At 63.3% G+C, this 550-nt stretch carries 1 pseudogene; it reads right to left on the bottom strand.

Annotated elements, in window-relative coordinates:
* A pseudogene (locus CXQ89_RS17915) lies at positions 1–244 on the bottom strand (methyltransferase type 12); the annotation flags it as partial.
* Positions 245–550: the final 306 nt, after the last annotated feature.

Raw genomic sequence — 550 nt, 5'->3', positions numbered from 1 at the left:
GGAAGACTCCGGCGAGCGCACGCGTGAAGCTGCCGTGCCCGCATCCCACGTCAACCGTTGGAAGCTCCGGGTCCAGGTACCGCACAAGCACCTCCTTGTACCCCAGGAATTCGTGGTCCCCGCCGGAGTCCCAGAGAACCTCGCCACCCGCGCCGGTCACGTTGATGCCTGCCCAGTACCTGTCCCACGCCACCGGCCGGTCTTTGTGCGCGGAACGGGACAGGCGGACAAGTTTGGGAATCATCAGGTACTACTGCCAGGCAGAGCGCACTGATTTCGCTGGAGAGGGCACGGATCAAATATATGGTGCGCGCTACCAATCCGTCGGCCAAGCGTCCTGTTTGGTGCTGCGGCGGCGGTCCGCGCTCGGGTTGTTTCGTCACTCTTGCCGGATGTTCAACTTCTTCGGGTTCATCCAGCCTGCGTCGCCCTACAATGTACTCAACTGGGAGCGAAGGGGGCATTGTGACGGCTGACATGCCGTGGGACTCAGCTGTGCCTCGCACCGCTGTTATGGCGGACCCCGACGGCGGAAGGCTGGCGGTCAACG

This window comes from Arthrobacter sp. ZGTC212 (genome assembly GCF_002929255.1).
Taxonomy (GTDB): Bacteria; Actinomycetota; Actinomycetes; order Actinomycetales; family Micrococcaceae; genus Arthrobacter_B; species Arthrobacter_B sunyaminii.
This window is presented reverse-complemented; position numbering and strand designations above follow the sequence as displayed.